This window comes from Burkholderia sp. MSMB1826 (assembly GCF_001526325.1).
Taxonomy (GTDB): domain Bacteria; phylum Pseudomonadota; class Gammaproteobacteria; order Burkholderiales; family Burkholderiaceae; genus Burkholderia.
In genome coordinates, this window is record NZ_LOYN01000050.1 from 241006 (window position 1) to 261661 (window position 20656).

A 20656-nucleotide genomic window follows, 5' to 3' on the forward strand; every position below is an offset into this window, starting at 1 on the left:
ATGCACGGCCCGCAAAAATCGCGGAATGTTTCAAGCCGGAAACACGAATTCCGGCGGCAGCGTTTTCTCATACCAGAAATGGCGGTTTTCAACCGCATCGCTGAACACATTCAATGTCGGCCGGCCGTGCGCGGTTTGCATCGAGCGATTTTTTCTTCAACAATGAATTCACCGGACAACGCCGTTTCAGAGCGATCGATCCGCAGGGGCACGACAACATCAAACGGCTGCGACAGACCACGCGGCCACACGACAGACGGGGCATCATGTACACAGCCAATCGTGGAACGCGCGATCGCACAATACGCTGTGCTCAATGGCTGACGGCCGACCGGATCATTCCGTACAGCTGCATCATGCTGATGCTCTTCGTTGCGCTGGTGATCGTCTGGGGCGTCGTGACCGACGGCTTCACGTCGAACGCCACCGCGCGCCCCGGCACCGACTTCTCGGTCTTCTGGACCGCATCGCATCTCGTGTTGCAAGGCCATGCCGCATCGGCCTACGACCCTTCGTCGTTCGCGCGGGCCGAGTTCGCGCACTTCGGTGCGTCGCTGCAAAGCCGGCCGCTTCCCTGGCTCTATCCGCCGACGATGCTGCTGTTCGTCGCGCCGGTTGCCCTCGTGCCTTTCCTGCCCGCTTACTTCCTCTTTTTCGCGGGCAGTCTTTTATGCTACGCGTTCGCCGTCTTGCACTTGTCGGGGCTGCGCGCGCATCTTCCCGTGCCGCGTGCCGCTGCGCTCGTCGTCGCCGCGTATTCGGCGGCGTGCGTGTCCGCGCTGTTCGGCCAGAACAGCATCCTGACCGCCGGCCTCGCCGCGCTCGCGCTGCATCTGCTCGGCAAGCGCCCGGTCGTGGCGGGCGTGCTGATCGGACTGCTCGCGATCAAGCCGCAACTCGCCGTCGTGTTCCCGTTCGTGCTGATCGCGACGCGTGCGTGGCGCACCTTCGCGGCCGCGGCGATCAGCGCGGCGCTGTTCGCCGCGGCCGGCGTCGTGCTGGCCGGCCCCGCCGCGCTGCACGGGGTGAGCCAGGCGATGTCGACGGTACGCGCGCAGCATTTCATGCTCGCGTCGTACTGGCTCGCGTCGCCGACGCCGTTCGCCGCACTGCGACTCGCGGGCGCGTCGGTCGCGGCCGCGCTGGCCGCGCAGGCGGCGGTCGCACTGCTCGCGATCGCCGCGGCCGTCAGCGTATGGCGTCGCACGCACGACATGCGCCTGCGCGGCGCAGTGCTGGCGGTCGCCACGCTGCTGACGACGCCTTATCTGTGGCATTACGAACTCACCTGGCTCGGCATCGCGCTCTTCTGTCTGATCGCGCACGGTCTCGACGAAGGCTGGCTGCCCGGCGACCAGGGCATCCTCGTGATCGCGTGGCTGCTGCCGGTCTTCGAGATGTTCAACCGGTTGATGAAGCTGCCGCAAATCGGGCCGGTCGTGCTGCTCGCGGTGCTGTTGGTCGTCCTGCGTCGCACGGCACTGGCGACACGAGGCCAGCAATGAAAACGCCCTCGTTCGCCCGCCATGCGCATTCCGCCATCGACGTGCATCCGGAACTGCCGATCGCGGGCCCGCGCCGCCGTCCGCACTGGCTCAATCGCGACCGCGTGCGCCTCTATGCGGGCGCCGTGCTCCTGACGGAGCTGCTGTTCATTGGCATCTACCTGGTTCGCATGATCGTGTCGAACCACGGCGCACCCGAGCCGCTGTCGCCGGATTTCTCGCCAATCTGGAGCGCCGCGTGGCTCGCCGCGCACGGGCACGGCGCCGATGCGTGGCATTACGCCACGCTGTTCGCGATCGAGCAGTCGGCGACACCGACGATGACGCTCGCGGGTGGCACGCAACCGTGGCTCTATCCGCCGACGATGCTGCTGCTCGTGCTGCCGCTCGGCTGGCTGCCGTACACGCTGGCGCTCGCACTGTGGCTCGGCGTCACGCTCGCGCTGTTCGCCGCGGCGATCCATGCGACCGTCCAACGCGATGTCGCGTGGCTGTGCGCACTGGCGTTCCCCGGCGCGTTCCTCACGGTGATCGTCGGCCAGACGAGCCTCTTCACGGCTGCGCTCGCCGCCCTCGGCCTGCTCGCGCTGAACCGCCGTCCGGTCGTGGCCGGCATCTGCTTCGGCTTGCTGACGATGAAGCCGCAGCTCGCGGTGCTGTTCCCGCTCGCGCTGCTGTGCGCCGGCCAATGGCGCGCGCTGGCCGCGTGGGCCGCGACGATCATCGTCGGCGCCCTGCTCGCGACGCTCGCGTTCGGCGTCGGCCCGTGGCTCGCGTTCATGCACACGATCGCCGACGTCTACACGATCGTCGGCACCGGTCATGCGCAGCTCGCGCGCATGCCGACCGCATTCGCGCTCGCGACGCTGGCCGGCTGGTCCGCGCTCGTCGCGCGCGGCCTGCAATTGCTGTCGGCCGCGGCTGCCGCGATCGCCGTCGTCTACGCGTGGCGCGGCGCCTGTTCGTACGCGCTGCGCGCCGCGACCCTCGCGTGCGCATGCCTGCTCGTCAGCCCCTATCTGTACGACTACGACCTGACGTGGTACGGCATCGTGATCGCGTGGTACGCGCGCTATGCATGGACGCACGGCTGGCGGCACTTCGATCGCGAATGGCTGATGCTGCTGTGGCCGATGCCGCTCGCGGGCCTCGCGATCGTGCCGCATCTGTCGTTCCAGTTCATGCCGCTCGTGACGCTCGCGTCGCTCGCGCTCCTCGTCGGCCGGATCGCGCGGGAACGACGCGACGTGCCGTCGATGCCCGATGCGCGCGACAGCTCGACCGAGACCGCATTCGCGCACCCGGTCCGACCGCACCACCGCCCGGCGCACGGCATGCGCCGCACCGGCCGCCCGACGTTCGGCGCCAGCCGGTAAAGCGACATCACAAGGGGAATCATCATGCGGGAATCCATCTACACGCCGCTCGTCTCGCTGGTCGTGCCGTTCTACAACGAAGGCGAAGCCGTCGAGCGCTTCTTCGACGTCGTGATTCCGTTGTTGAGCGCGATCGACGCGATCCGCTTCGAGATCGTCTGCGTGAACGACGGCAGCCGCGACGACACGCTCGAACGCCTCGTCCGGATCGGCGCCGCCGAGCGGCGCGTGCGCGTCATCGATCTCACCCGCAATTTCGGCAAGGAGGCCGCGCTGACGGCCGGCCTCGACGAAGCCGCCGGCGACGCGGTGATCCCGCTCGACGCCGACCTGCAGGACCCGCCGAGCCTGATTCCGGTGCTGATCGACCACTGGCGCGACGGCGCGGAGGTCGTCGCGGCCAAGCGCAGCAACCGCGCGTGCGATTCGTTCGCGAAGCGCACCGCCGCCGCGATCTACTACCGCGTTCACAACCTGCTGTCGGACGTGAAGCTGCCGGAGAACGTCGGCGATTTTCGGTTGATGGACCGCAAGGTCGTGAACGCGCTGCGCAACCTTCCCGAGCGGCACCGCTTCATGAAAGGGCTGTTCGCGTGGGTCGGCTACAAGACCGTGATCGTCGAGTACCAGCGCGATCCGCGCAGCGCCGGGCACTCGAAGTTCTCCGGCTGGAAGCTGTGGAATTTCGCGCTGGAAGGCATCACCAGCTTCAGCACCGTGCCGCTGCGCAGCTGGACCTACATCGGCGTCGGCATCGCGGCGCTCGCGTTCCTGTACGGCACGTTCATCATCCTGCGCACGCTGCTGTTCGGCAATCCGGTGCTGGGCTACGCGTCGCTGATCTCGGTCACGCTGTTCATCGGGGGCATCGAGCTGATCGGAATCGGCGTCGTCGGCGAATACGTCGGGCGAATCTACGACGAATCGAAGCAACGGCCCGTCTACCTGATCCGCCGCCGCTACCAGGCGCACGGCAAGGTGATCGAACTGCCGGTCGCGCGCGACGCCCGCCGCCAGCCGCCCCGCCGGCGCGCGCAGCCGGCCAGGGCGCGCATCGGCGCACGCTGACGTGCGCTTGCCATGATCGGCCTGCTCCAGGCCGAGCGCACGCGGCTCGTGCGCTTCGGCGTGTCCGGTCTCTGCTCGACCGCGATCCACACGCTGGTCGCGACGGCGCTGTTCGCGCTGCTCGATGCGACGCAGGTGAGCGCGAATGCGGTCGCGTTCCTCTGCGCGACCGCGTTCTCGTATCTGGCGAATACGCTGTGGAGCTTCTCGTCGACGGTGCACGCCCGCAACGCGCTGCGCTTTCTCGCGGTCACGCTCGCCGGCTTCGTCGAAACGATGCTGCTCGCGCGCGCCGCCGAGGCGCTGGGTGCGTCGCGCGCGATGGGCGTCGTCGCGATCGCGCTGCTGATCCCGCCGACGACGTTCGTGCTGCACCGGCTCTGGACGTACCGGTAAGCGCCCTTTCCCCGTTCCCGCCAATAATCGGACAATCAATTAACAGATTCAATGTCGCTATATTTATGTAACGCATCGATTCGATTGATTCCGATTTCAAAATTACCCCGATAAATTATTTTATCGACCTGTTTACTTTTACAGCTTCCACGTTCAATCAAACGGGATAACCTGCATTCGCCGTCGCTTCTGCATGCGTCGAAACCGGCGAAAACCCTTGCAGCACAATGCGATGGCGGCCGCACGAAGCAATTCGCGCAACGATAAGTTCCATTACTTTAAACGGGAGCTTCTATGTCACGCGTTACCGATGTGCTCGTCTCGTTCGATACCGAAACCATTCTCCAGAAATATCCGAATCCCAGCCGGGATCCGAAAAACCCGACGCTGATCGACTGGAAGCACGTGTACATGGTCACCAACCAGGACAACGTGGTTTCCGGGCAGGCGGGCGGCGAGCTCGACCTGAAAGCGCAGGTGGGCGACCTGATCCGCTGGCGCGAAACGAGCCTGTCGCTCGGCTTCGAAAAACAGGTCATTTTCTACGGCTTCATCGCGAATCAAGGCAAGGACCTGATCTCGCCGCCGACGCCGCGCAAGGCCACCGCGTCGATCCCGATTCCGAATCCGAGCTCGCCGTCGACGCCGACCTGCCAGAAGGTCGACAACTATTACTGGTCGTCGGAAACGCTGTCGGAGGGCCGCGTGACCTACCACTTCTACTTCCAGATCATCGATCGCAACTGTCAGTCGCTGGGCTGCTATCAGTGGGATCCGTTCATTTCGATCCACAACTGATCGTCGATCGCGGCAAGCGGGTGGCCGCACGGCCGCCCGTGTCATTCCCTTGTTGCGGAGGAAGCGCTCATGTCTGGTCTTCGTTGCGATGTTCTCGCGATCGTCGACGCCGCCACGCTGCTGTCGGCCCACCCCGATGCGAGCCGGAACGCCGATACGCCAACCGTCATCGACGGCCGGCACATCTACGTGATAAGCCCCGGCGACAGTCGGCTCGGTCACAACGACAGCAAGTTCTTCGCCGGCCTGCAACCGGGCGACCAGCTTCGTCTGCGCGAAACCGCGCTCGCGCTACGTGCGGAGGTGACCGTGCTGTTCGTCCGGTTCGCGCTGAAAGACGCCGGCATCGTCGCGCCGATCGAAGCGGAAATCCGCGACGCCGCCATGCCGGTGCCGGACGGCGACGACCTGCTGCATCCGTCGTGTCGGCCGATGAAAGACCACTTCTGGCGCAGCGAGGTGCTCGCCGCGGGCGCCACCACGTGCACGGCCGATTTCGCCGTGCTCGATCGCGACGGCGCCGTATCGGGCTATTTCCGCTGGGAAACGGCGATCGAGATCGCCGCCAGCTCGCCCGACACGAAATAGCCCGGCGTCACGCCATAGCGGATCGCGACGGCTATTTCACGCTGCCGCCGCGTACCGGCTTCAACGCGATCGCGGCGGAGGACGGCGCCGACAACGACTACGACGATGTTCGCGTGGGCGCCGCCGCATGCCGGATTCAGGTGCGCGGCAACCCCGGCGGATTGGTCTGCGACCGGTCGATCGCCTCGGCGTCCAGCCGCCAGTGATCGAGCGCCTTCCGGTAGCTGCCGTTGGCGATCAGCGCATTGATCGCGAGCGTCAGCGGCCCGGCGAGGCCGCTGCCCTTGCGGGTCGTGATCGCGATGTCCGCGGTGCGCGGCCAGCCGCCGCTGACGGTGCCGATCAGCTTCGCATCGCCACGCAGCGACGCCTGATACGCGAGCATCGAGTTCACGCTGAAGATCGTGTCGACGCGGCCCGACTGCAGCGCGACCCAGCGCTCGGCCGCATCCGCGTAATACTGGATCTCGACGGGTGCGAGACCGTGCGCGACGTTCTGCCGGTTCCATTCGAGCAGGATCTTTTCCTGGTTCGTGCCCGAATCGGTCACGACACGCAACCCGGCGACATCCTTCGGCTCTCGGATCGCCGCCAGCTTGCTGCCGATCTTCACGTAGAAGCCGAGCTGGTCCTTCCGGTAGGTCGAGAAATCGAATTTCTCCTTGCGCTGCTCGGTGACCGTCACGTTCGAGATCACCGCGTCGACCTTGCCGGACTGCAGCGCGAGCGGCCAATCGGCCCACGCGAGCGGCACGATCTTCAGCTTGCGGCCGATACTGTCCGCGATCAGTTGCGCGAGATCGGGATCGAAGCCGACCACCGTGCGTGCGTCGGTCGCATAGGTGCTGAGCGGCGGCAGATTCGGCGCGATGCCGATCGTCAGCGTGTTCGCTTCGGCAAACCGGAAGCCGGCCGGCAGCGCCTGCTCGACCGCCGGGTTCACGGCGCCGCGCTGCCGGGCCGGCTGCTCGGGACTCAGGTCGAACGACGTCGCCTGCGCGGCGACGGCGCTCCCGGCAATCAGCGCGACGGCCAGCACGCGGGCGATGCGCGCAACGGGAAAAACGGTTCTTCTCATGTCTTGTGGAATCCTGTATTGATTCGACGATGCAGGAAACGAAGCGTGCGGGCAGCGGGCCGGCAACGTTCGGCGCCAGTCGCTGCCACGCCGGGTCGCTCACGCAGGCGCCGCTTCGAGTTCGACCGCGGCCGCGCGCGGCGGCGCGGCTTGCACGGCCGGCGACGGCTGCCTCGCCTGCGCCGGTTCGCCCGCATAGAGCGCTTTCGGGTCGAACACGCGCGCCTGCAGCGGCGTGAACGCGCGGAAATTCCACAGGCTGCGCGCGACGAACACGCGCTGCACCCAGCGGAACGCGCGATCGTTCTCGTCGTACTGCGGATCGAAGCGATCGCGCGAATGCAGCGTGAAGTGGTTGTTGATCAGCACCAGCTTGCCGGGCGACACCTGCACGCCGAACGACACTTCGCGCACCGCGCGATACAGGTTGGCCAGCGCTTCCTGCGCGCGCGCATTGACCGCCAGCACCATGTCCGGATAGAACGCGACCGTCACGCGCGGCGCATCGAGCGGCCCCGACAGCACGGCGCTCAGGTCGGTGTTGTCGCGCGGCGTCGGCGTCGCGCCACGCCATCGGTACGGCACGCGAATGATGTAGTGCTGGCCGTAGAGTTGCGCAATATCGTCCGGCGACAGCAATTGAAGCGCGCGGCGCGCATCGGCGAGCCGCGTGTACGGGCCGCCGCCGGCCTCGCTGCGCACGCCGAGCAGCAGCAGCGCGAACGGCGACGTGTCGCCTTCCGGCATGTGCGCCTGCGCGGCGTTCTCGATATGGAAATCGAGTTCGACCTCGGAGCCGAGGCCCGTATAGTCGCGCGCGGTCGCCTTGTGCGGCGTCAGGTTGTTCACCAGCTCGCGGCCTTCGTGCGCGATCGAGTACGGCTCGCCCGCCAGCGTGCTCAATGCGACCAGCACGTTCTCGCTCAACACGCCGGCCTTGAACGAGCGGCCGGTTTCCTCGAATCGCGGGCTGCCGTTCACGCCGTCGTCGATCGGCAGGTTGTCGATCTCGATCGAGCCGTGCGCGTCCGCGGTCGGCGCCTTCGCCCGATCGAATGCGTCGACGATCCGGTCGGGAAACGCGTTGTAGGCCAGCTTGCGGACCGCGCTGATATAGCCTGCGCCGCCGGCCGGGTCGTAATCCAGCGCGCCGAGCGTCTTGCGGATGTGGGCGGATTCCGCTGCCGTCAAAGCGATGCGTTCATCTGCGAGATAGGTCATAAGTCTCTCGTATAAAGATCTGGTTCGAAGAGCGGCGTGGCATCGCCGCCGCGCTCCGCCGTCCTCGGGACGAAGCGCTCGACAAGACTAGGAGACCGGCATTGCATTGCGAAATGATATTAATTCGATTGCAAACGAACATTATCGATATAAGTTCAGCAATCCTGCCGGAACCGGTTCATCTCGCTTGCATCGCCCTTTAACACAAATACTTGTTAAAAAATCGCTGCTTATTATTTGTATTCGCTAACGGGTCGATGCTATTTTTCCGTCGGATTCGACGCCGCGGCCGGCGCCCGACGGGCAGCCGGCTTCCCTCGTCCGCCTTACGGAAACCCGCCCGATGAACCGATACCGCCTGCCGTCCCGCACGCCCTATACGCCCTACACACCCCGTACGCCCCGGGAGTCGCGATGAGCGATCGTGCCCCGGCGCTCGACCGCGTCGAGCGCACGCCGATCGCCGTCGCGGAATCGCCCCGCGCATCGCTGCGCGCCATCCTCCCGACCGTCGCCGCCGCGAGCCTCGGCTTCGCGATCGTCCAGCTCGACGTGACCGTGGTCAACGTCGCGATCCCGAGTCTCGGCCACGCGTTCGGATCGAGCGTCCACGGGCTGCAGTGGATCGTCGATGCCTATACGCTGTCGTTCGCCGCGCTGCTGCTGACGTCCGGCACGCTGGCCGACCGTTTCGGCAGCCGTCGACTGTTCGCGTACGGCCTTGCGCTGTTCCTGCTCGCGTCGCTCGGCTGCGCGCTCGCGCCGTCGCTGGCGGCGCTGGTTGCCGCGCGGATCGCGCAAGGCGTCGGCGCCGCGATGATCCTGCCCACGTCGCTCGCGCTCATCACGCATGCGTGCGCCAGCGATGCCGCCGCGCGCGTGAAAGCCGTCGCATGGTGGAGCGCGACGGGCGGCGCGATCAGCGCGGCCGGACCGACGCTCGGCGGCCTGCTGATCGATTCGCTCGGCTGGCGCGCGATCTTCTTCATCAACCTGCCGATCTGCGCGCTCGGGCTGTGGCTCACGCTGCGCCACGTGCAGGATTCGGCCGCCGCGCGCACGCGGCTGTTCGATCCGGCCGGCCAGATCGTCGCGGTGCTCGTGCTCGGACTGCTGACGGGCGGCATCATCCGGGCCGGGGCGTACGGGATCGGCGATCCGTATGCGGCCGGCGCACTGATCGCGTCGGTCGCGCTCGGCGCGTCGTTCGTCGCGATCGAGCGGCGCGCGAGCGCGCCGATGCTGCCGCTCGCGTTCTTCCGGATCGCGCGCGTGCCGGGCGTGCTCGCGATCGGCGCGATCACGAATGCGGCGTTCTACGGGCTGATCTTCTCGCTGAGTGTCTATTTCCAGAACGCGCGCGGCTTCACCGCGACCGAATCGGGGCTCGCGCTCGCGCCGCTCACGATCATCATGCTCGCCAACATCGCGAGCGCTCGGCTCGCGGTCCGCTACGGGTTTCGCGCGACCGTCATCGTCGGTCTCGCCGTGTCGCTCGCCGGCTATGTATGGCTGTGGCGGACGCTCGCCGCGCACGCGCCGTACGCGTTGCTGGCGCCGGGGCTCGCGGCGATGGCGATCGGCGGCGGCATCGCGATTCCCGCGCTGACGTCGACGATGCTCGGCAGTGTCGAGGCCGGGCGCTCGGCCACTGCGTCCGCGATCCTCAATACCGCACGCCAGGTGGGCGCCGCGATCGGCGTCGCGACGCTCGGCGCGCTGGTCGCCGGCCAGGGCGCGGCCATCGCGACCGGCGCGGCGCGCGCGTTCGCCGTGGCGGCCGTGCTCGTCGCGGCCTGTGTCGTGCTGGCGGTGCGCTGGCCCGGCGACCCGGCCGATACCGGCACGCGGGCCTGAGCACGCCGGCGCCCCGCCTCCTTCACCCGATCCCCCATCCGAGCGAGGAATCCATGCAGCATCGCTTCATCGATACCGTCCTGATCGTCGACGGCGCGTCGACCGCCGCTTACCTGGCCCCCGCGTTTCGCGCATACGGCATCCGTTGCGCGCATGTGATCAGCGACCCCGATCTGCCGGCAATCTACCGAAACCAGTTCGTGCCGTCCGACTACATCCGGCAGGTCCAGCATCGCGGCGACATCGACGCGACGCTCGCGCAACTGAGCGACCTGCGCATCGGCGCGGTGCTGCACGGCCTCGACGCGGCGCTCGAGCTGGCCGATACGCTGGCCGAGCGGCTCGACGTGCCGTTTCGCAACCCGCTCGCGACCTCCGCCGCGCGACGCGACAAGTTCGCGATGAACGAACGCATTCGTCAGGCCGGGCTGCGCGCGCCCGCGCACTTTCACAGCACGTCGGTCGACGAAGCGCTCGACTGGGCGCGCGCGCACGGCACGTTGCCGCTCGTGGTGAAGCCGGCGCGCAGCGCGGGCGTGGCCGGCGTGAAGATCTGCCGGACGCTCGCGCAGGTCGAGGCCGCCGCGCGCGACGTGCTGGCCACCCGTTCGCTGTACAACCAGCCGAACGACGACATCGTGATCCAGAGCTATTCCGAGGGGCAGGAATACATCGTCGACTCGGTGTCGTTCGAGGGCCGCCATCGCGTGGTCAGCCTGTGGGAGGTGCATCGCGACCGCACGCACGCGCCGCGGCTCGACAAGATGCTGGTGCTGAACCACACCGATCCGCGCTACGCGCCGCTGCTCGACTATGCGGCCGACGTGCTCGACGCGCTGGACGTGCGCTTCGGGCCGACCCATCTGGAACTGTTCGATACGGCCGACGGCCCGACGATCGTCGAGCTGAACGCCCGTCTGCACGGCAGCCTCGATCCGCGGCTGACGAGCGCGGTCAGCGGCGAGAATCACGTGTCGGCCGCCGTCGAAGCCGTGCTGCATCCGGAGCGGCTGTTCGGCGACGTCGCCGCGCCGACGGATTTTCGCGGGTACTGCGGGCACGTGCTGTTGCTGTCGTCGCGCAACGGCGTGCTGCGGCAGGATTTCACGTGGCAGGCGATCCAGGCGCTGCCGTCGTTCGTCGGGCTCAAGCAGTGGGTCAAGGTCGGCGACTCGCTGCGCGTGACCACCGACCTGCAGACGGCGCTCGGCACGGTCGGCCTCTACAGCCCGACCTTCGAGCGGCTGCTCGAGGATTGCCGGCGGATTCGCGAAATCGAGGCCGACTTCTTCGCGGACGAAGGCGCGGTCGCGCCGGCCTAGCGCGTGTTCACGCCAGGGCCGCGCAGTCTCGTATCAGCGTGCGAGCAGCGCACCGGCCTGCCGGCCGAGCACCGCGCGCAATGCGTCGAGTTCGGGCAGCGCAGGCGCTTCGTCGGGCGTGACGAGGTAGGTGGTCACGCTGCCGAGATCGTCGAACGCATGCGTGCGCAGCTCCTTGCGCGCCACGTGCTCGGCCGTGATCCGCTTCGGCAGGATCGCGACGCCCATCCCGGCCGCGACGCAGCCGAGGATCGCGCCGAACGTGCCGAACGACGACACCGATTCGATCGCGACACCGCGCGCCTTCAGCCAGTGCTCCGCGACCGCGCGATACGGGCAGCCGTCGTGAAACGCGAGCAAGCGCACCGTGTTGTCGGCCAACAGTTGCCGGCGCGTGACGGTCGCCGCGCTCGCCAGCACCATGTCTTCCGCGAACGCGGGCTCGTAACGCAGCCCGGGCCGCACGACCGCGCGCGCGGTGAGCGCCGCGTCGATCCGGCCGCGCAACAGCGCGTCGGCCAGGTCCGGCTCGCTGCCGATCTGCACCGCGAGGCCGAGCGCCGGATCGCGCTCCTTCAGCGCGGCGGCCAGCGCCGGCAGCCGCGTGGCGGCCGTGCTTTCCATCGACCCCAGCCGCAAGCCGCGGGCCACCGGCGTTTCGCGCACCACCTGCGTCGCTTCGTCGACGAGACGCAGGATGCGGTCGCAATACGGAATCAGCCGGCGCCCGGCATCGTTCAGCACCAGCCGCTTGCCGTGTCGATCGAACAGCGGCGCGTCGAGCGACTCTTCGAGCTGGCGCAGCCGCGCCGTGACGTTCGATTGCGTGCAGCCGAGCCGTTCGGCCGCGCGCAACGCGCTGCCTTCCTGCACGACGGCCCGGAAAGTTTCGAGGAGAGGGATGTTCATATCACTTTCTCTTGTTACAGATTCAGTTTATATCATTTTACTTCGCCAATCATCCGGATTAGCCTAAGCTGTCCGCTTCCAGGGAATCCGCATGCCATCCGCCGCCCGCTTCGGCTTCACTCCGGCTCGCCGCCGGCCCGAGGTTCGCCCGTGCGCGCACTGATCGCCGCGTTGGTGCGGCGCGGCCCGACCGTGCTCGCGTGCGGCGTCGGCCTCGGGCTGCTGGCGCCGCCGCTGGCCGACCTCGCGCGGCCGCTGATGCCCGCGACCGTGTTCCTGTTCGTGCTCGGCACGCTGCTGCGCGTCGAGCCGAGCGCCGTGCGCGCGGTAGCGCGGCGTCCCGCCGTGTCGCTGCTGCTGCCCGCCATGACGATGATCGCGTGCCCGGTCGCGCTCGGCATCGCCGCGCGGTTCGCCGGCCTGCCGTACGACTGGGTCGTGGCGCTGGTGATCGCGTACTGCGCGCCGCCGTCGAGCGGCACGTCGACGATCGCACGCATGCTGTCGCTCGACGCCAGCGTCGCGCTCGTCGCGACCCTCGCGTCGATGGTGTTCGTGCCGATGACCGCCCCGTTGCTGACGGCCTGGTTCAGCCACGACGCGGCTGTGTCGATCTCGCCGTCGAGCCTCGCGCTGCGGCTCGCGCTGCTGATCGGCAGCGCCGAGGGCGTCGCGTTGCTCGTGCGGCGCTTTGCCGGCGCGCGGCTCGCGCGCCACGCGACGCCGATCGACGCGATCGTCGTCGCCGCGCTGTTGATATTCGCGCTCGGCACGATGGCCGGCATGCAGCAGTCGATCATCGACGCCCCGCACCGCGCACTAACCGCGATCGCCCTCGCATTCGCCGTCAACGCGGGTTTCCAGATCGTCGCGTACGGGCTCACGCCCGGCGACGTCCGCACGCGCCTGAACGTCGCGCTGATCGTCGCCAATCGCAACGTCGGGCTGATGTGGGCGGCGCTCGGGCTGGCCGCGACGCCGACCATGGCGCTCGTGTTCGCGTGCGCGCAGTTGCCGATCTATACGCTGCCGCGCGTCGTCCAGCATCTGCTGCCGCGCCTCGAAGCGCAGCAGCTGCGCCGGCGCCCCCGCTAGCCGGCTTCCTCTTCCGCCCTCGATCAAGGATTCGTCATGAAGCGACTCATCGTGATCGGCGCACGCGCCACCGGCAGCAGCGTCGCGCTGGTGCGCGCCGCCCTCGCACGCCAGGCGGCCGTGACCGTCGTTACCGCGCCCGGCCATCGTCTCGACGGCGTGTTTCCCGACGGCGTCGAGACGGTCAATCTCGCGCCCGACGCCAACCAGCTCGCCGGCTGGCTGCGCGCGCGCTTCGCGGACGAACTCGACACGCTGCGCGTGACGACCGCGCACGACACCTATGCACGCACCGCCGCATGGGTCGCCGATGCGCTCGGGCTGCCCGGCCCCGATGCACGGCACGTCGCGCACGCAGTGTCGAAGTCGAACCAGAAGGCATTGCTCGCCACGCACGGGATCCCGGCCGCGCAATTCGTCGCGGGCACGCTGGCCGCGCCGGCGGCGCTCGCGGCCGCGGCGGCCGCGTTGCGCTTTCCGGTCGTCGTCAAGCCGTCGGAAGGCTCCGCGAGCGACGGCGTGCGCCGCTGCGAGGACGTGGCCGCCGTGCGCGCGCAGCTGGACGCGCTCGCCGCCATGCACGCCGATGCCGCTTCGCGTGCGACCGAACGCGTCGTCATCGAGGAATTCCTGGAGGGCAGCGAATACTGCGTCGAGTATTTCGACGGCCGCTACGTCGGCGCGCTGCGCAAGCTGAAGCGGCACGGCGCCGGTTTTCTCGAGCGCGGGTATACATCCGAACTCGATCTCGACGCCGACACGCTGCGCGCGCTGATCGACGTCGGCGCGCGCGCGACGGCCGCCGCCGGGCTCACGTGGGGGCCCGTGCATCTCGACTGCATCGTGCACGACGGCGTGCCGCACGTGATCGAACTGAATCCGCGCATCGCGGGCAGCTTCATCTGCGACATCGTGCGCGACGGCTACGGCTTCAACGTGGTCGAAGCGTTGCTCGACAAGCTCGATGGACGGACGGTGACGATTCCCGAGCTGTTCGAGCCGCACGCGTATGCGCGCGCCGAATTCCTGCTCGACAGCGATCCCGGTGCGTGGCGGTTCGCGCAGGCCGGCGAGATCGACGACGGCGCGGTCAGGATCAGCTATGGGCCGCAAGTGCTGCCCGATCGAGAACGGCGCGCGTTTCTTTATGTGCGCGTTGCGTTGCCGGCTGCGCATGGTTCGCCGGAGGACTCGGGTTCGGCGGCCGAGCGCCGAACCGTCGTGCAACCGACGCGGGCGGCGGCTCCGTCTCCCGATCTGAATCCTTCCGCCGGAGAAATAGCGTGACACGCGCGCCCACAGCGCATTCAGTGCAGCGGCGACCACGCCTCCGGCAAGCCGATCGTCGACGTCGCGCTTTCGATCTGCTCCGGACCGCCCGTCGGAGGCCAAAGACCCTCCGCATAGTGCCGCTTTCTCAACGCCATGCGTTCTTCCAGACTCGAGAATCCCCAAATGTGCGTGATGCGCGGCGGTCCATCTAGCGCGTACAGGTTGCAAACGAGATGTGACGTATAGGCGTGGGCCGGACCTATCGCACACTCCCACGCGGAAATGGTCGGCGCAATACCGCCGGCTTTCAGCCAGTAGCGGCGAATCTCGTAGAAGCCGCCGAATGCCGCCGGTTCGACGTCGGGCAGAAAAGGAAACAGCGCATAGCTTTCCATCGCCAATCGAACGGACGCGCTTTCAATTCCGAAAGGTCGCTCGGCGCGCAATGCCCGATTGCGTTCATGCTGCAATTCATCCATCGTCTCGAAGCCACGCAGCACGACAATCCGCGACAGCTCGCCGATTTCCGTGCGCCATGCGCCCAGCAGGCGCCCTCGCGCGTCGGCATCCGACACCCAGCGATGCGCACGGCGGGACACCCTGTCCTGGTCCGTAAGCGGACACGACAACGTCGTAAGTTCATACGGCATTTCTGCTCTCCTGTCGTTCGGATATCGCAATCTATTTCCAAACCGGTAGCCGATAAACGTGCGTCGCCTTGAAACAGAATCCAGTACCATTGCGCAATGGATCTCCTCAAGGCGATGGCCGTATTCGTCCGTATCGTGGAAACGGGTAGCCTGACCGCAGCCGCGCAAGCGTCCAACCTGTCGCCGACCATGGTCGGCAACTACCTTCAGGCTTTGGAAAATCGGCTGGGCGCGGTCCTCGTGCACCGCACGACCCGTAAGCAGAAAGTCAGCGCGTTCGGCCACGCTTACTACGAGCGATGCGTCGAAGTCCTCGGCCTGGTCGACGACACGGAACAGCTTGCGCTCGCTCACCTCCAGCAGCCGCGAGGGCGTTTGCGCGTGACTGCGCCCGTCGTGTTTACGAACGAGTGCCTGGTTCCCGCGCTCGCGGACTATTACCGGCGCTACCCCGAGGTCCAGCTCGATATCGTCGCAACCGACTCGCTCGCCGATCTGTTCGACGACGGTTTCGAGGCAGCCATTCGCATCGGTGCGCTCGCCAACCCGGATGTGGTGGCGCGGCCGCTGGCGCCCTATCGGCTGGTGCTGTGCGCGTCGCCCGCTTACGTTCGCGAACACGGTGCGCCGACTACGCCGCAAGCGCTTGCCGAGCATCAATGCCTGACGTATGCGTATCCGCCCCGATCGGAATGGCACGCGGCGCAACCTCGATGGATGCTGGAAGGTCCGGACGGGCCGACGAGCATCGCCGTGGACGGCAGGCTGAAAATCGACAGTGCGGACGCGTTGCGCCGGGCGGCATTGAGAGGGCTCGGTATCGCGATGCTTCCGTCCATGTTGATACGCGACGACATTCGCGACGCGCGCCTCGTCGAGATCATGCCGGACTTCGCCGCGCCGGAACGGCCGATGAATCTTCTGTATCTGCAGGAGCGGCGGAAATCGCCGAAGCTTCGCAGCTTTACCGAATTCGTGGTCGAACGGTTCGGCGCCGAATAGGCGAATCGTTTACGAGAGACCCATCGATCAGCTGACAAAAACCTGTCGACGCAAGCAGGGCTGGCAAATCGATGCCGAATACGCGCCGCGATCCGTAGCGGCATCCTCGTCGTCGTGGTAGTTTCTTGCGTCCTCCTCGCCGGAGGAAAACAACAATTCGAGGGGGCTATCCACATGCTGATTACGCGAGACCGTCGATCCATTTCAATCGGCCGCATGATTCGGGCACACGTCGCCGTGGCGGCAATCGTCACGCATGCAACAGTCGCGTATTCCGCCGATTCCTCTCCCGCCTTCACCGTCCTGTCCGACGACAATGTCTACACCGTGAATCGCGACGGCTCGTCGACCCACGATCAAGCAAGATCGATCCGCATCGAGACGGAACAGGGCGTCAGATCGTATGGTCAGGTTTCCTATCGATATAGCCGCGAGTTGCAGAAATTCGAGGTGATCGAGGCCTACACCACCACGCGCGACGGCGTCCGGATCGACGTTCCGGCCAACGCAATCTTCACGCGTCAAAGTGCGTCGAGCGTCCACGCCCCCAGCTTCGACGACAACCTCGTCAAGACGATCGTCTTTCCCGGCGTCGAGCCCGGCGCGACCGTGACCATGCGCACGCGTGAGACGCAAGTCACGCCGCTGTTTCCCGGGCATTTCTCCGCCGACGACACGTTTCCGACCAACAAGCCGATCCAGAGCGCCAGCATCACGATCGACGCGCCCGCGTCGATGGCGCTGCATGCGGATGTCGTCGACATGCAGGGTGGACGGGAGGCAGCCGACGTCGACGGCCGGCAAATCTGGCGCTGGACGATCAAGGATGCGCGTGCGCAGCCATTCGAAGCGAATGCGCCGAGTATCGACGACCGCAGCCCGCGGCTCGCGGTCACGACGTTTCCGGACTACGCGGCGCTCGGACAGGCATACGCCGCCCGTGCGCAGGCACAAGCGACGGTCACGCCCGACGTGCAAGCGCTGGCCGATCTCGTCACGAACGGAATCGTCGACCGGCGCGATCAAGCGGATGCCCTCTATCGATGGGTGAGCCGAAACATCCGCTATGTCGCCGTGTTCCTCGGTTTCGGCGGCGTCGTTCCGCACACCGCACAGGACGTCTTGCAGGCGCGCTACGGCGACTGCAAGGACCATACGACGCTGCTGCAGGCGCTGCTGGCAGCGAAAGGCATTTCGAGCGGCACGGTACTCGTGAATGCGGACAGTCGCTATTGGCTGCCTTCGGTGGCGAGCCCGCTGGCCGTATTCAATCACGCGATCACCTACGTTCCCGAATTCGACGTCTACCTCGACTCGACGGCCGGTACGGCCCGATTCGGCACGCTACCTTTCAACGAGGCAGGAAAGCAGGCGTTGCTGACGGGCATCGGCAATGCAGAGTCTCGCTTGATCGTCCTTCCCGTTGCACACGCCGATGCCGACACGGTGACGGTCACCACGCACACCACGCTCGACCCGTCCGGTACCGTTCGCGGCAACAGCAAAGTCGAAAACCGCGGCGAATACGACTGGACCGCCCGCTCCGTGTTCGCCCGGTTGCCGGCAGGTTCCGAACCGGTGTTCGCGCAGGCATTCCTTACCGCGAGCGGATCGGAGGGCACCGGCCGTTACCGTCACGGCGACATCGGCGATCTCCGAACCGCGTTTACGTTTTCCAGCGTATTCGAACTACCGGACTACACCCCGCTCCCCGGCCCCGGCGCGATGCGTGTCCCAAGAGGACTGAGCGGCTTCGACACGGTCGCCAGTGCCTTTGACTGGACAGGACCGACCAAACGCAACACCCCGCTCCTGTTCAAAGCCGGGCGTTTCAGCGAAATCACGAAACTGGAGTTGCCGACCTCGATGAAGGTGCTGAGCCTTCCGAAGCCCGTCACGGTGACTTCGTCGTTCGGCACTTATACGTCTTCCTATGCAATGGAAGGCCGCACCGTCAGCGTGACCCGGACGCTCGAGCTGAATGCGCCGCGGCCGTATCTGCAGCCGGACGAGTACCCCGAATTCCGAAGCATGGCCAGGTCGATCAAGCACGACCTCGCCGCGCAGATCGTCTATCGATGATCGTCTATCGATGATCGGCTTTCGGGCGCGGCCGAATCGGAAGCGTCCGAAAGCCGCGCCGCCTCCGGCGTCCATCGCGAACGCCGAAGCCACGGTCAATGCGAAGCACCGAACAATCGAATCACGACACCTCGCAGCCACCGGTTGCCGGCCTCGTGGTGATAGCGCGCGTGCCAATGCTGCCGCACCGCGAACCCGTCGACCGGGATCGGGCATGCATGCACCGCCAGATCGTTGGCCTGGGCCAGCGTCTCGCCGATATGACGCGGTAGCGTCGTGATCAGGTCGGTCGTCTGCACGATCGCCCCCAAGCCCAGAAAACCCGGCAATTCCAGCACCACGTCGCGCTCGATGCGCGCCTGCCGCAGCGCCTGTTCGAGGAGTTGCGCGCCGGTTCCGGCCGTAATCGCGACATGCCCTTCCGAACGATATTGCTTTACCCCGAGCCGGCCGCGAATCCTCGGGTGATGTCGATTCACCAGACAAATCCAGTCCTGGTCATACAGCTTCTGCTGATAAATGCCGCCGCCGAGCCACGGCACGTAGCCGATCGCGAGATCGGCTTCGCCCGATTCGAGCGCCCGCTCCGTATTGCCGTCGATCCGTGCGGCTTCCAGCCGGACGCCGGGCGCCTGCGCGCGAACATGGGCCAGCAGCCGCGGCAGCAGCGTGACGTGGCTCGCATCGGTCATGCAGATGCGAAAGCGCCGCTGGGCGGTCGCGGGATCGAAGGCGATTTCCCACGCAGTGAAGCGCCGCAGCGATTCGAGGATTTCCCGGCATGGTCCGATCAGCGCGTCGGCTTGCGGCGTCGGCGCCATGCCGCCGGGCGTGCGAATGAAGAGCGGATCGTGCAGGTGCTCCCGCAAGTGCCCGAGCCAGATGCTGACGGTCGGCTGGCTCTGGCCGAGCTGCTCGGCGACGCGCGTGACGCTGCGCACGTCGTACAGGAGATCGAATAGCTGAAGCAGTTTCAGGTCCGGCAGATCGGCTGGCATCGGCGCGTTATTGTTCATGGCAATGGCGCCATTGTATCCATTGCATTGTCGGCATGAGCGCCGGCTTCTATCGTGAGGCCACACGTCAAGGAGACAGCATTGAAAATCGCGATTCTGGGAGCCGGCGCACTGGGTTGCGCGATCGGCGCCACCCTCACCGAAGGCGGTCACGAGACCTGGTTGATCGACCGCTCGCCCACGCACGTCGATACGATGCGTCGCGACGGCCTGCGGGTCGACGACGCCCGCGGCTCCCGGCACGTACGCGTTCATGCGACGACGCAGGCTGCCGAAGTCGGCGCGGCCGACCTGGTGGTGGTGCTGGTCAAGTCGTTCCACACCGACGCGGCCATCCGCGGCGCCCGGTCGCTCGTCGGGCCCGATACCGTCGTGCTGTCGCTGCAGAACGGCCTCGGACACGAGGACATCCTGAGCGACGCCGTCGGCCGCGAGCGCGTACTCGCGGGCAAGACCTACGTCGGCGGCGTGCTTCGCGGGCCGGGCCATATCGAATCCGGCGTCATCGGCAAGTCCACCTACATCGGCGAACTCGACGGCCGCATCACGCCGCGGGTGCGGGCGATCGCCGACGCGTTCGATACCGCCGGCCTCGCGACGACGATCAGCGACAACATCGTCGGCACGATGTGGGACAAGCTGCTCGTCAACGTCGCGACCGGCGCGCTGACCGGCGTCACCGGCCTCACCTACGGCCAGCTTTACGATGAGCCGCTGCTGAAGGCGACGTCGCTCGCGGCTGTCGCCGAGGCGATCGCGGCGGCGCAGGCGGCCGGCGTCAGGCTGTCGATGACCGATCCCGAACAGGCGTGGACGCTCGCCGCCGAGGGGCTGCCCGCGGCCTTCAAGACCTCGATGTTGCAAAGCCTGGAGAAAGGCTCGATCACCGAGATCGACTTCATCAACGGTTCGGTCGTGCGCGCCGGGCAGCGCTACGGCGTGCCGACCCCGATCAACGCCACGCTCGTCGCCTGCATCAAGGGGCTGGAGCGCGCGATGGCCGATCGCCGGCGCGAGGAGGCTGCCGCATGAATGCCACGAAAGCCTATCTCGAACACGTTGCGATCTGGGTGAAGGACATCCGCTGGCACATCCGCTTCTTCGAGGACGTGCTCGGCATGACGCTGCGCGAAGTGGACGGCACGCTCGACGCGCCGCGACAGTACTGGACGCTCGGCGGCCTGCAGTTCATCCACGCGCCGGAACACGACGGCCCCGAAGGCAGGCTCGCGCATCTCGGCGTGATGTGCGAAGACCTGGAGGCCGCGCTGGCCGCCGCGCGGCGGTTCGACGTGACGGAGATGCCGCAGGGGCGCAACTGGCTTCGCCTGCCCGACGGGCTCGCCGTCGAACTGATTCAGGCCCGGCCGGCTTCCTGCGTCGCGCAGGCACTGGCGATCGACCCGCGCGCGGAGACATGA

General features: G+C 67.0%; 19 protein-coding genes. 14 read left to right on the forward strand and 5 right to left on the reverse strand.

Annotated elements, in window-relative coordinates; all coding sequences use genetic code 11:
- The first annotated feature begins 266 nt into the window (after positions 1-266).
- From WS95_RS28835 to WS95_RS28860, 6 genes are all read left to right on the forward strand, one after another.
- The gene (locus tag WS95_RS28835) at positions 267-1505 is read left to right on the forward strand and encodes a glycosyltransferase family 87 protein (protein ID WP_059827451.1); all 1239 of its coding nucleotides are present in this window, start codon (positions 267-269) and stop codon (positions 1503-1505) included.
- Positions 1502-2881, forward strand: a complete 1380-nt coding sequence (locus WS95_RS28840; RefSeq protein ID WP_059827452.1) for a glycosyltransferase family 87 protein — start codon at positions 1502-1504, stop codon at positions 2879-2881. The genes WS95_RS28835 and WS95_RS28840 overlap by 4 nt, the downstream gene beginning before the upstream one ends.
- A gap of 24 nt (positions 2882-2905) precedes the next feature.
- Positions 2906-3949 carry a glycosyltransferase family 2 protein gene (locus WS95_RS28845; protein WP_034209038.1) on the forward strand — a complete coding sequence of 348 codons (1044 nt, stop codon included), beginning with the start codon at positions 2906-2908 and terminating at the stop codon, positions 3947-3949.
- A gap of 12 nt (positions 3950-3961) precedes the next feature.
- Positions 3962-4345: a GtrA family protein gene (locus WS95_RS28850; RefSeq protein WP_034209037.1), complete on the forward strand. Its 384-nt coding sequence runs from the start codon at positions 3962-3964 to the stop codon at positions 4343-4345.
- A 294-nt stretch (positions 4346-4639) separates the two neighbouring features.
- Positions 4640-5143 carry an inclusion body family protein gene (locus WS95_RS28855; protein WP_034209036.1) on the forward strand — a complete coding sequence of 168 codons (504 nt, stop codon included), beginning with the start codon at positions 4640-4642 and terminating at the stop codon, positions 5141-5143.
- Positions 5144-5212: 69 nt separating this feature from the next.
- Positions 5213-5731, forward strand: coding sequence for an AidA/PixA family protein (locus tag WS95_RS28860; protein ID WP_059827455.1), 519 nt, complete (start codon positions 5213-5215; stop codon positions 5729-5731).
- Between the two features lie 136 nt (positions 5732-5867).
- Here the strand turns inward: WS95_RS28860 and WS95_RS28865 are convergent, their stop codons facing one another.
- Together WS95_RS28865 and WS95_RS28870 are read right to left on the reverse strand one after the other, a co-directional pair.
- Entirely contained in the window at positions 5868-6809 is a 942-nt protein-coding gene (locus tag WS95_RS28865; RefSeq protein WP_059827456.1) for an ABC transporter substrate-binding protein, read from the reverse strand.
- A 99-nt stretch (positions 6810-6908) separates the two neighbouring features.
- Positions 6909-8030, reverse strand: a complete 1122-nt coding sequence (locus tag WS95_RS28870; protein WP_059827458.1) for a TauD/TfdA family dioxygenase — start codon at positions 8028-8030, stop codon at positions 6909-6911.
- A gap of 414 nt (positions 8031-8444) precedes the next feature.
- Here WS95_RS28870 and WS95_RS28875 point away from each other — a divergent pair, with 414 nt between their 5' ends.
- Positions 8445-9887, forward strand: a complete 1443-nt coding sequence (locus WS95_RS28875) for an MFS transporter (protein WP_059827460.1) — start codon at positions 8445-8447, stop codon at positions 9885-9887.
- Between the two features lie 53 nt (positions 9888-9940).
- Positions 9941-11209, forward strand: coding sequence for an ATP-grasp domain-containing protein (locus WS95_RS28880; protein WP_034209031.1), 1269 nt, complete (start codon positions 9941-9943; stop codon positions 11207-11209).
- A 33-nt stretch (positions 11210-11242) separates the two neighbouring features.
- Here the strand turns inward: WS95_RS28880 and WS95_RS28885 are convergent, their stop codons facing one another.
- On the reverse strand, positions 11243-12118 hold the full coding sequence (locus tag WS95_RS28885; protein WP_059827462.1) for a LysR family transcriptional regulator: 876 nt from the start codon (positions 12116-12118) through the stop codon (positions 11243-11245).
- A 150-nt stretch (positions 12119-12268) separates the two neighbouring features.
- On the opposite strand from WS95_RS28885, the gene WS95_RS28890 reads away from it, so the two are divergent.
- On the forward strand, positions 12269-13213 hold the full coding sequence (locus WS95_RS28890) for a hypothetical protein (protein ID WP_059827464.1): 945 nt from the start codon (positions 12269-12271) through the stop codon (positions 13211-13213).
- Positions 13214-13249: 36 nt separating this feature from the next.
- Positions 13250-14500 (forward strand): ATP-grasp domain-containing protein, encoded by a 1251-nt coding sequence (locus WS95_RS28895; protein ID WP_052100399.1) that lies wholly within the window; start codon positions 13250-13252, stop codon positions 14498-14500.
- A gap of 20 nt (positions 14501-14520) precedes the next feature.
- On the opposite strand, the gene WS95_RS28900 is transcribed toward WS95_RS28895, so the two are convergent.
- On the reverse strand, positions 14521-15135 hold the full coding sequence (locus WS95_RS28900; RefSeq protein WP_034209028.1) for an NIPSNAP family protein: 615 nt from the start codon (positions 15133-15135) through the stop codon (positions 14521-14523).
- 96 nt (positions 15136-15231) lie between these two features.
- Here WS95_RS28900 and WS95_RS28905 point away from each other — a divergent pair, with 96 nt between their 5' ends.
- Both WS95_RS28905 and WS95_RS28910 read left to right on the forward strand, forming a co-directional pair.
- Entirely contained in the window at positions 15232-16137 is a 906-nt protein-coding gene (locus tag WS95_RS28905) for a LysR family transcriptional regulator (protein ID WP_059827466.1), read from the forward strand.
- Between the two features lie 174 nt (positions 16138-16311).
- Positions 16312-18219, forward strand: a complete 1908-nt coding sequence (locus tag WS95_RS28910) for a DUF3857 domain-containing protein (RefSeq protein ID WP_082747024.1) — start codon at positions 16312-16314, stop codon at positions 18217-18219.
- A 95-nt stretch (positions 18220-18314) separates the two neighbouring features.
- Here WS95_RS28910 and WS95_RS28915 read toward each other — a convergent pair whose 3' ends face one another.
- Positions 18315-19235: a LysR family transcriptional regulator gene (locus tag WS95_RS28915; protein ID WP_059827470.1), complete on the reverse strand. Its 921-nt coding sequence runs from the start codon at positions 19233-19235 to the stop codon at positions 18315-18317.
- An 81-nt stretch (positions 19236-19316) separates the two neighbouring features.
- Here WS95_RS28915 and WS95_RS28920 point away from each other — a divergent pair, with 81 nt between their 5' ends.
- Positions 19317-20267 carry a ketopantoate reductase family protein gene (locus WS95_RS28920; protein ID WP_059827472.1) on the forward strand — a complete coding sequence of 317 codons (951 nt, stop codon included), beginning with the start codon at positions 19317-19319 and terminating at the stop codon, positions 20265-20267.
- Complete coding sequence (locus WS95_RS28925) at positions 20264-20656, forward strand: VOC family protein (protein WP_059827473.1); 393 nt, start codon at positions 20264-20266, stop codon at positions 20654-20656. Before WS95_RS28920 ends, WS95_RS28925 begins: the two co-directional genes overlap by 4 nt.

What these genes read in the sequence shown, in the direction of transcription:
- WS95_RS28835 (WP_059827451.1), top strand. Translation starts at nt 267, where the DNA reads ATGTACACAGCCAATCGTGGAACGCGCGATCGCACAATACGCTGTGCT.
- WS95_RS28840 (WP_059827452.1), top strand. Translation starts at nt 1,502, where the DNA reads ATGAAAACGCCCTCGTTCGCCCGCCATGCGCATTCCGCCATCGACGTG.
- WS95_RS28845 (WP_034209038.1), top strand. Translation starts at nt 2,906, where the DNA reads ATGCGGGAATCCATCTACACGCCGCTCGTCTCGCTGGTCGTGCCGTTC.
- WS95_RS28850 (WP_034209037.1), top strand. Translation starts at nt 3,962, where the DNA reads ATGATCGGCCTGCTCCAGGCCGAGCGCACGCGGCTCGTGCGCTTCGGC.
- WS95_RS28855 (WP_034209036.1), top strand. Translation starts at nt 4,640, where the DNA reads ATGTCACGCGTTACCGATGTGCTCGTCTCGTTCGATACCGAAACCATT.
- WS95_RS28860 (WP_059827455.1), top strand. Translation starts at nt 5,213, where the DNA reads ATGTCTGGTCTTCGTTGCGATGTTCTCGCGATCGTCGACGCCGCCACG.
- WS95_RS28865 (WP_059827456.1), bottom strand. Translation starts at nt 6,809, where the DNA reads ATGAGAAGAACCGTTTTTCCCGTTGCGCGCATCGCCCGCGTGCTGGCC.
- WS95_RS28870 (WP_059827458.1), bottom strand. Translation starts at nt 8,030, where the DNA reads ATGACCTATCTCGCAGATGAACGCATCGCTTTGACGGCAGCGGAATCC.
- WS95_RS28875 (WP_059827460.1), top strand. Translation starts at nt 8,445, where the DNA reads ATGAGCGATCGTGCCCCGGCGCTCGACCGCGTCGAGCGCACGCCGATC.
- WS95_RS28880 (WP_034209031.1), top strand. Translation starts at nt 9,941, where the DNA reads ATGCAGCATCGCTTCATCGATACCGTCCTGATCGTCGACGGCGCGTCG.
- WS95_RS28885 (WP_059827462.1), bottom strand. Translation starts at nt 12,118, where the DNA reads ATGAACATCCCTCTCCTCGAAACTTTCCGGGCCGTCGTGCAGGAAGGC.
- WS95_RS28895 (WP_052100399.1), top strand. Translation starts at nt 13,250, where the DNA reads ATGAAGCGACTCATCGTGATCGGCGCACGCGCCACCGGCAGCAGCGTC.
- WS95_RS28900 (WP_034209028.1), bottom strand. Translation starts at nt 15,135, where the DNA reads ATGCCGTATGAACTTACGACGTTGTCGTGTCCGCTTACGGACCAGGAC.
- WS95_RS28905 (WP_059827466.1), top strand. Translation starts at nt 15,232, where the DNA reads ATGGATCTCCTCAAGGCGATGGCCGTATTCGTCCGTATCGTGGAAACG.
- WS95_RS28910 (WP_082747024.1), top strand. Translation starts at nt 16,312, where the DNA reads ATGCTGATTACGCGAGACCGTCGATCCATTTCAATCGGCCGCATGATT.
- WS95_RS28915 (WP_059827470.1), bottom strand. Translation starts at nt 19,235, where the DNA reads ATGAACAATAACGCGCCGATGCCAGCCGATCTGCCGGACCTGAAACTG.
- WS95_RS28925 (WP_059827473.1), top strand. Translation starts at nt 20,264, where the DNA reads ATGAATGCCACGAAAGCCTATCTCGAACACGTTGCGATCTGGGTGAAG.